This is a genomic window from Gemmatimonadota bacterium, assembly GCA_026705765.1.
In the GTDB taxonomy this organism is placed as follows: domain Bacteria; phylum Latescibacterota; class UBA2968; order UBA2968; family UBA2968; genus VXRD01.
The window spans coordinates 1-9243 of record JAPPAB010000038.1; the positions used below are offsets into that span (position 1 = coordinate 1).

Genomic DNA, 9243 nt, shown 5'->3' on the forward strand with positions numbered 1-9243 from the left:
GAGAACTGATGCGTCAGGAATATCCCGGGATGGTCCTTGCACCGATCGTGGATCCCGCTGCCGTCCAGAAAGCTTTCAGCGCGGGCATAGGCGCCACCATCCGCACTACCTTAGGCGGCGCGTTCGACAGGGTCAGGTACGAACCTCTGGAAATAGAGGCCCGGGTTCACCTGCTTTCAGATGGTGTTTTTCGCAGCGAGACCTTCGGCTGGCACTGGAATTCGGGAAATACCGCCGTCCTCAAGTCGGACAACTATGCTCTTGTGGTCGGTACAAGGCCAGTCAGCCTGTTTGACCGATCGTGGTTTTACGCTCATGGACAGGATCCGAAGAAATTCGACCTGGTTGTCGTAAAGTCGCCTCATTGCGAGCCCCGCATGTTTGCCGACTGGTGCGCGAAGTTGATCAATGTTGACGCCCCCGGGGCGACGAGCGCGAACTTGCAGAGCCTCGGACATACGATTTGTAATCGACCGATTTTTCCGCTGGATGATGTCGTGGCATTTTCTCCGAAAGCGGATGTATTCCGTCGGAATTGAATGGGGCATGTCATCACCAACACATATATTGGATCACCCTCGCTTCCATCCAGCATTGGGACTGATACAGAAAGAGCGCCTATGCCACACGCCAACCAGATTGATCCCATCCGATTTGAGGTCATCCGCAATGCGCTGTCCGAAGCCACGGAAGAAATGGCGATTGCCCTGCGCCGCAGCGCTTACTCCACCAATATCAAAACCCGAGCCGACTTCTCCTGTGTCCTCTTTGACAGCCGGGTTCGGGTCGTCGCCCAGGCTTTCGCGCAGCCCGTCCACCTCGGCTCCCTGTCCTTACTTGTACCCCGGATGGTGGAAGCATACGGGGCTGAAAATCTGGGTCCCGGTGACGCCATCCTGGCCAACGATCCCTACCTGGGTGGCGTACACCTGAATGACATCACCCTCATTTCACCCGTGTACCACAACAACACTTGCCTGGGGTATGTTGCCAACCTGGCTCACCATGTGGATGTAGGTGGAGGGGCCCCCGCGAGCATCGGTGCTTTCAGGGAAGTCTTCCAGGAGGGCGTCATCATTCCGCCGGTCAAGCTCGTTGAGCGGGGCGAACTCGTCCCCAATATCTTCGATCTCATCCTCGCGCAAATTCGTTCGAAACGCGAAATGGCAGGCGATCTGCGTGCCCAAATCGCAGCCAATAACACAGGCGTTCGCCGCTTATGTGCTCTCGCCGATCGCATAGGCGGCGACACAGTGTCGTTCTACATTCGCGAATTGATTGCCTACACGGAACGGCGCACGCGCGTGGAAATTGGAAATTTGCCGAATGGCGATTTTTCGGCGGATGGACAGGTGGATAACGACGGTTTTACGGACCGGCCAGTACACCTTGCCGCGCGAGTCAGTATTCAAAATGACCAGATATGCTTCGATTTTACCGGCTCTGACGTTCAGCGTAGCGCTCCGGTGAATTCAACCGCGGCGATGACTTTTTCCGCCTGTGCCTATGTTCTCAAGTGCCTCATTGATCCGGATGTGCCGGTCAATGCGGGTTTCTATAATGCGGTTCAAATGGTTGCGCCCGAGGGAACGGTCGTCAACTGTTCACCCCACGCACCAGTTGTCGGAGGCTGGGAGACCCAATTGCGGCTGACAGATGTCATGCTAAGGGCTTTGGCCCCCGCATTTCCCGATCATATCCCAGCAGGTAGCAAAGCCATGGTATGTCATGCGGGGTTCGGCGGAATTATCGCCAGCACAGGCGAGTATTACTGTTTTTTGGAAACCCTGGCCGGTGGCTATGGTGGTCGTGCCGCGAGCGATGGGCCGGACGCCGTTCAGACTCATGGGCAGAACACCGAAAACGCACCCATCGAGGAAACAGAAATTAACTACCCTGTGCGCATTGCGCGCTACGAACTGGTCGAAAATTCCGAAGGTCCTGGTAAATTCCGGGGCGGATTGGGCCTCCGGCGTGATTACCTCTTCCCCGACTATGAAACCTCCTTCACCATCCTCGCTGACCGGGATAGGATGGGGCCCAGGGGCCTATTCGGCGGCAAACCTGGTCGCACAGCCAGTTATTTCCTCAAATCGAATGGAGAAACCGTCCGACTTGGTTCGAAAACTACCGTTCAACTCCAACCGGGGGACATTGTCAGCTATCGTACCTGCGGTGGCGGCGGCTACGGTCTGCCCGCGGAGCGGGATCCCGAACGCGTGTTGCGCGATGTTCGAAATGGTATGGTCAGCCGGGAGCGAGCAAGGGAGATCTACCGAGCGGAGATCGATACGGAGGTCTGGCGTGTGAACGATGGAGAAACAATGAGGTTGCGGAGTGAGATTACCTGATCATCTACCCGGTTTTGGAGAAACATAAAAATGGCGTACCGGCTGGGCATTGACATTGGTGGAACATTCACGGATGCAACGCTCATCGATGAAGAAACTGGAAACATCCGTGTCGGTAAGGTGTCGTCCACACCGCGGGATCCTTCTCTCGGATTTATGGAAGCCACCCGTCGAATCCTGGGCGAAGCAGAAATTGAGCCGGCTGAAGTGGGCTATATCGTACACGGAACCACAGTGGTCACCAATGCGATTATCGAAGGCAAAACCGCTCGGACGGGTTTTATTACCACCGGTGGCTTTCGCGATCTGCTTGAAATCGCGCGCCAGATCCGTCCGTCGCTTTACGACCTGCAGTTTGAAAAGCCTCGGCCGCTGGTACCGCGCTACCTCTGCTTCGGTGTGCCGGAGCGTTTGGATGCGAGGGGAAATATTCTCGAGTCTCTCGATGAAAAAGCCGTCTCTGTCGCGGCGAGCCAACTGTGCCGGGAGGGGGTTGAATCGATCGCGGTCTGCCTACTTCACGCCTACACCAATCCCGTCCATGAGCAGCGAGTTGGAGAGATTCTGAAGAGAGACTTTCCCGAAGCGATGGTGTCGCTGTCTTCGGAGGTATCACCGGAATTCCGGGAGTATTTCCGGGCCAGTACCACCGTCATCAACGCCTGTATCCGGCCTGTTGCTGCGCGCTACCTGGAAAACATCCAGGCCCGGTTGCGAGAAGAAGGGTTAACGGCGCAACTTTTGGTCATGCAAAGCAGCGGAGGAGTTCTGACCTTTGGAGCGGCAGCTAAAAAACCGGTTTTTCTCGTCGAATCAGGCCCCGCGGCTGGCGTGATCGCGGCTACCTATCTGGGCGATACACTGGGTCATTCCAATGTGATCTCTTTTGACATGGGTGGGACAACGGCCAAAGCGGGCCTCGTACAGGATGGGCGGCCTCAAGTGACTAAGGATTACGAGGTGGGGGCTATTGCTCAGGCGGGCGCAGCAAGAGGCGGGGGATATCCCATCCGCACGCCCGTCATCGATCTGGTGGAAATCGGCGCCGGTGGGGGGTCAATCGCCTGGGTAGATCCGGGTGGTGTGTTGCGGGTGGGACCACACAGCGCGGGAGCCGATCCCGGTCCGGTGTGCTACGGAAAGGGCGGCGAAGATCCCACGATCACCGATGCCAACCTGGTGCTGGGGCGCCTCAATCCGGATTACTTTTTGGGCGGTGAGATCGCACTGGACGTGGAATCCGCTCGAATGGCGATTCAGCAAAAATGCGCCGACCCGCTGGGACTGGATCCCGTAAAAGCCTCCCACGGGATTGTGGAAATCGCCAACGCGGCCATGGTCAACGCCCTCCGGCTGGTTTCTGTTCAGCGGGGATACGATCCGAGAGAATTCGTGCTGGTGGCCTTCGGCGGGGCAGGCCCGGTACATGCCTGCCGCCTGGCAGCAGAAATGGAGATACCGACTACCCTGATTCCGATGAGTCCAGGAACCACTTCGGCGCTGGGCCTGCTCGTGACAGATCTCAAGCACGATTATTCGACAACATTTATATGCCGGGTAGATAAGCTGGATCTCAAAAAGGTGGCGACAGCGTTCCGCAATATGGAACAACAGGGGAGGGCGATACTGGAGGAAGAGGGGGTACAGGACAAGGACAAGGATTTCCTCCGCCAGGTAGATATGCGCTATGTAGGCCAGAGCTATGAATTGACCGTGCCGCTTTCCGAAACTGAATTCACACCAGCCGGGATTGAAGACCTGCTGATCTACTTTCATCGGGAACACGACCGGGCCTACGGATACAGCGCTCCTGAAGAACCTGCGGAATTTGTCAATCTTCGCCTTTCAGCAATCGGCCGAATCGCAAAACCCCGGCTCCGTAGCCTCGATTCAAATTCAGACGCTCCGGCTCTCAAAATCAGCCGGCCCGTTTACTTTTCCGAGCGCAATGGATTTGTGGATTGTCCGATTTACGACCGCTATAACCTCGCCGCGGGGAATATTTTGGATGGACCTGCGATCATTGAAGAAATTGATTCCACGACCGTTATCCACCCCGGGTACCGAGGAATCGTAGATACGTACGGGAACCTGATTTTGACCTGGGTATAGAGCAGAGCGAGACTTCTGGAATACACCAATGGCAGAGGAGCAAAGGATGCCTCATACTGAAGCTGAATACGGAATCGTCCTGTCGAAAAACGTCATGGTCTCTATGCGGGACGGTACTCGTCTGGCCACAGATATTTACCGTCCGGCACGCGATGGAGATCCACTGCCGGGGCCCTTTCCCACAATTCTGTGTCGCACCCCGTATGACAAATCCGATGCACGATATGAGGAAATAGGAGACTTCTTTACGCCACACGGGTATGTGACTGTGCTCCAGGACCTGCGAGGCCGACACCTTTCTGAAGGTTTTGGTCAGTACTTCCATGTTGCCAACATCAACGATGGTCTGGATGGCTATGACACGGTAGAATGGATCGCTGCCCAGCCCTGGTCAAACAAACGCGTGGGGGCTGTTGGCAGTTCTTTCGCGGCTCTGGTACAGACACGAATGGCGTTTCACCGTCCGCCACATCTCACCGCCATCTGGCCAGACGTAACACCTATTAACAGCTATCACCATCAGGCTCGAGAAGGCGGGGCCATGCAGATGCACATGTTCTGGGCGCTTTACCTCCATGCTCAGGACGCACAGGAAATCCAGAATGACCCTGAAGCGCAGGACGCTGTCTGGAACGATCTCCGCGGGATTCGCGAGCTTCTCGTTTCGATGCCGTTTCAGCCCGGTCAAACTGCTCTATCTGCAGTTCCCAACCTCGAAAAAACGCTTTTTGACTACTATCATCGGGGAGAGTACGATAGTTTCTGGGAGCAGGAATACAACGATTTCGAGCGGAATTTCGAACGCCACGCGGATATTCCTGGCACTTATTCAAGCGGCTGGTACGACCCATACGCGATAGCCGTCACGGGCTATTTTGCCGCAATGGCCAAACAAAACTCTTCGCCGCAGCGACTGGTGATGGGCCCCTGGAATCACGTGGGGATGAGAGGGGATTCTTCTTTCACGGGAGATGTAGATTTTGGATCTGACAGCGTTTGGGGTGTAAGCCGCTACTTCGAAGAACAACGCCGGTTTTTTGACGCATGGCTAAGAGATTCGGGAAAGGAAGACGGCCCACCTGTGAGTATATTTGTGATGGGCAGGGGAACAGGTCGCAAAACAGACGAGGGAAAATACCATCACGGAGGAAGATGGCGTCGTGAGTGGGAGTGGCCGTTGGCCCGTACCCGTTCCATTCAGTACCACTTTCATTCGCAAGGCATGCTGAGTGCGGATGAGCCTGATGAAGAAAGCCCTTCCCTGTCCTTCACCTACGATCCCACCAATCCGGTACCCACGATTGGAGGCAGTCTGTGCGGTATCATGGAACTTCCCGAGGATGATGGCGACCTGGATCAGATGTGGAGCCGGTTTCTCTCTCCGGTCACGCGACTGCGCAACATCGTCATTCCCGGGCCTGCCCATCAAAGGGAATCTGCCGACGTATTCGGCGCAAATCCCCCTTACCAACTCCTGGCGGATCGGCCAGATGTGCTGGTCTTTCAGACCTCTCCTCTGGAGGAGGATCTGGAAGTAACCGGATCCGCCATCGTCACATTGTGGATTTCTTCCTCGGCTCCCGATACCGATTTCACCGCGAAGCTCATCGACCTTGCGCCGTCTAATGATGACTATCCGGATGGATATGCAATGAACCTCGTGGATTCCGTGATTCGCACGCGGTATCGAAATAGCTGGGAACAGGAAGAACTCATGGAACCCGGTGCAGTCTATCGGGTTCAGATTCCTCTGCCCCCAACCAGTAATTTGTTTCAAGCCGGGCATCGGATTCGGATCGATATATCCAGTAGCAATTTCCCCCGCCTGGACCTGAATCCCAATACGGGCGAACCGATGGGGAGACATACACACACGGTACCCGCACGCAACACGGTATATATGGACAAGCAGCGCCCATCGGGCGTGCTTCTGCCGACGATCCCGGTCTGAGCATTCATTGGAGAGAACACATGGAAACTCGATTACAGGTCGGATTTGCACGAACGGATATTACCCCAGATCTGGGATGCTTGCTGCTGGGCTACCCGGATCCAGACCGCAGGGCCGAATCCGTACGCGACCGACTCAACGCGAATGCGCTCTACCTGGAACAAAATAGCGTGAGAGCCGTCATCTTGAGCCTTGATGTGTGCATTGTAGATGATGTCGAAGTCGAGTCCATTCGCCAGAGAATCTATGATCGAACAGGCATCCCTTCGGATCATATCACTGTCTGTGCTATCCAGACTCACAGTGGACCCTGCACCATCGATTGCTGGGGATGGAGCGAAAAGGACAAACCCTATATCGATAGGCTCGTCGAGAGAAGCATTGAAGCCGCCGTCATAGCTGCTCAATCACCCATACCTGTAACTGTAGGCATCGGCACAACGCAGAGTGACGTGGGGGTCAACCGACGAGAGGTCCTTGAAAACCACGAGATTGCCCTGGGTGTCAATCCCTGGGGACCTTATGATCCCGAGATGACCCTTTTGCGATTTGAAGGGAAGGATGGGACGCTTGTCTCATTGATTCACTACGGCGCGCATCCAACCGTTTTCTCCAGTGCCAACAGGGCAGTGTCCCGCGATTGGCCAGGTGTCATGATCGACCGGGTGGAACACCTCACGGGCGCTCCGGTTTTCTTTGTCAACGGTGCCGTCGGTGACATCGCCCCCCGCACTAATAGCCTCCGCGCCGTCGGAGACGGCGAAATGGCGCTCATGGAAGTCGGAGCGCGAGCGGGAATGGATGCGATGCGTGCGTACCGGTCCATCAAGACGTTCCAGGACCTGCCGTTGTCCATCATTAACGGGGACATCATGATGCCCTACCGGTCGCTGCCGCCACTGGAAGAAGCCGAGCGGGAGTTCGCCTTGACTAAATCCGAAAAGGATGAGCCAGGGAAGGGCATGTGCGAGTACAAACACTGGGAAGCCGTTATCCATGCCCACAAAACCGAACCGTTACCTGGCACAACTTACCGGCAGGTGATCACTGCTCTCGGACCGATTGCATTTGTCCCTTTTCCCGGCGAGCCATTCGCAGAAATCGTTCTTCGATTGCGCCAGTACAGTCCCTTTCAATATACGCTTTGCGCCAGTACTTCGTGTGGCAGCTATGGCTATTTCGTCACGCGGGATTCGCTACACCGCGGCGGGTACGAAGTTTGGGTGGCCAAAGCCTTCGGCGCGTACATTTTGGCTGAAAACATCGACGACGTCCTGGTCGAAGAAAATCTGGCTCTCTTGCGCAATCTGCACGACCTGTAGGCCATCACATTCAGGTTTCACCCATGGATATCCTCCAAGAGAATCAACTTCCGGGCTGTTGGCTCTTCGCCTTAGAGGTCAACGCCTGCGTTCGGCGGCTGAGCCAAAGCCGCCGCCGCCGGCCTCGCGCATCGAAATCCGATCACCGGGTGACAGCTCGACACGCGATTTGGGGTCGACCGGTTGACCATTGACTTCGTACCGGCGAAGTGCCCCGTCGTCGCCGCCTTGTAGCCCCTTGGCTGCAAATTCGGTTCGCTGACCCATTAGGGCGATCTCGAGGAGATGGCCGGTGTCATTACGAAAGACCACTTCCTGGCCGTCGCCGCCGCGCCACTTCCCGTCGCCGCCTGTGTCGGGTAGGATTTCGCGCTTTTCGATGGTGATGGACGTGCGGTTTTCCCAGACCTCCGTGGGGACCACAGTCATGTTGGACGGCGCCGGTGTGACGGCGCGGCCATCCTGCCCCAGCATGGCACCGAGCCCGCCGGCGAGAAAGAAGAGTGAGGAGATTTCCTCGCCGTCACGGTGACGTCCCTGGACGCTGAAGACATTCATCATTGCGGCGTCGGCCTGGACACGGTCCGGCAGGGCCGGCGCCATGGCACCCATCAAGAGCGGGACAACGAAGTGACCCACCGAATGTCGCCCACCGGTCGCCCACGGCGGTTGCGCATTGAGGATGCAATGATCGGGTGCCGAGATATCGATCGGCCGTGCCGCGCCGGCATTGTTCGGCAGATTGGGGATCGTCAGACACTTGATCACGTAGTTGGCCTGGGCGCGGGTGTAACAGAACGGCACGTTAATTGAGGCCCGCACAGGGCCTTCAGTGCCGGTGAAATCTATGGCGACATGACTGCCGTTTACTCTGACGTTGGCGGCCAATTGAACCGGCCGGCCCGGCCCCTCAATTACAATGGCATTGGCATAAGAGCCGTCAGGGATCTCGGCGATGCGTTCGCACATTGCGGCCTCGGCGTGATCGTTGATGGCGTCGGAGAGTGTTTCGATCTCATCGAGACCGTACTCGTCCATGAACTCCAGCAAGGCCCGCCCGCCGACTTCGTTACAAGCGACGTTCGCCATCAAATCGCCAACCGTCTGTTCCGGAACGCGGACGTTGGTGCGAACGATATCGAGGAGGAGTTCATTCAGCTGCCCACCGTCGCTTAGCTTGCACACGGGAAGGCGCAGGCCCTCGTGGTACACCTCTGTGCAGTCAGACGCCATACCTTTGCCGCCGATATCCGGCAGATGCGTGACACTCATGGTGAACCCTGTCAGGCGATCGCCACGAAATACCGGACGCATGACATTGATGTCGAATAAGTGACCGGTGCCCATCCATGGATCGTTGGTGGCGATGACATCGCCGGGTTTCAACGTGTTGGCCGGAAACGCACGCAGCATGTGAGCGATGGTCTGTGGTGCCGTTCCGGTGAAGGACGGCACCGAGTAGCTGCCCTGCGCCACGAGGTGTGCCCTGGCGTCAAAGATCATACAT

The 9243-nt window shown here is 56.6% G+C and carries 6 protein-coding genes; 5 read left to right on the top strand and 1 reads right to left on the bottom strand.

Annotation, left to right across the window (positions count from 1 at the left end):
• From OXH16_04820 to OXH16_04840, 5 genes are all read left to right on the top strand, one after another.
• Positions 1-539, top strand: a 539-nt coding sequence (locus OXH16_04820) for an MlrC C-terminal domain-containing protein (GenBank protein MCY3680696.1), incomplete at its 5' end; no start/stop codon positions are given.
• A gap of 81 nt (positions 540-620) precedes the next feature.
• Positions 621-2351 carry a hydantoinase B/oxoprolinase family protein gene (locus tag OXH16_04825; GenBank protein MCY3680697.1) on the top strand — a complete coding sequence of 577 codons (1731 nt, stop codon included), beginning with the start codon at positions 621-623 and terminating at the stop codon, positions 2349-2351.
• A 30-nt stretch (positions 2352-2381) separates the two neighbouring features.
• Positions 2382-4463, top strand: coding sequence for a hydantoinase/oxoprolinase family protein (locus OXH16_04830; protein MCY3680698.1), 2082 nt, complete (start codon positions 2382-2384; stop codon positions 4461-4463).
• 46 nt (positions 4464-4509) lie between these two features.
• A complete protein-coding gene (locus tag OXH16_04835) occupies positions 4510-6414 on the top strand; it encodes a CocE/NonD family hydrolase (protein ID MCY3680699.1) in 1905 nt (634 codons plus the stop codon).
• Between the two features lie 20 nt (positions 6415-6434).
• Entirely contained in the window at positions 6435-7736 is a 1302-nt protein-coding gene (locus OXH16_04840) for a neutral/alkaline non-lysosomal ceramidase N-terminal domain-containing protein (protein ID MCY3680700.1), read from the top strand.
• Between the two features lie 78 nt (positions 7737-7814).
• On the opposite strand, the gene OXH16_04845 is transcribed toward OXH16_04840, so the two are convergent.
• A partial coding sequence (locus OXH16_04845; GenBank protein ID MCY3680701.1) for a hydantoinase B/oxoprolinase family protein occupies positions 7815-9243 on the bottom strand: 1429 nt, incomplete at its 5' end.

What these genes read in the sequence shown, in the direction of transcription:
- OXH16_04830 (MCY3680698.1), top strand. Translation starts at nt 2,382, where the DNA reads ATGGCGTACCGGCTGGGCATTGACATTGGTGGAACATTCACGGATGCA.
- OXH16_04840 (MCY3680700.1), top strand. Translation starts at nt 6,435, where the DNA reads ATGGAAACTCGATTACAGGTCGGATTTGCACGAACGGATATTACCCCA.
- OXH16_04835 (MCY3680699.1), top strand. Translation starts at nt 4,510, where the DNA reads ATGCCTCATACTGAAGCTGAATACGGAATCGTCCTGTCGAAAAACGTC.
- OXH16_04825 (MCY3680697.1), top strand. Translation starts at nt 621, where the DNA reads ATGCCACACGCCAACCAGATTGATCCCATCCGATTTGAGGTCATCCGC.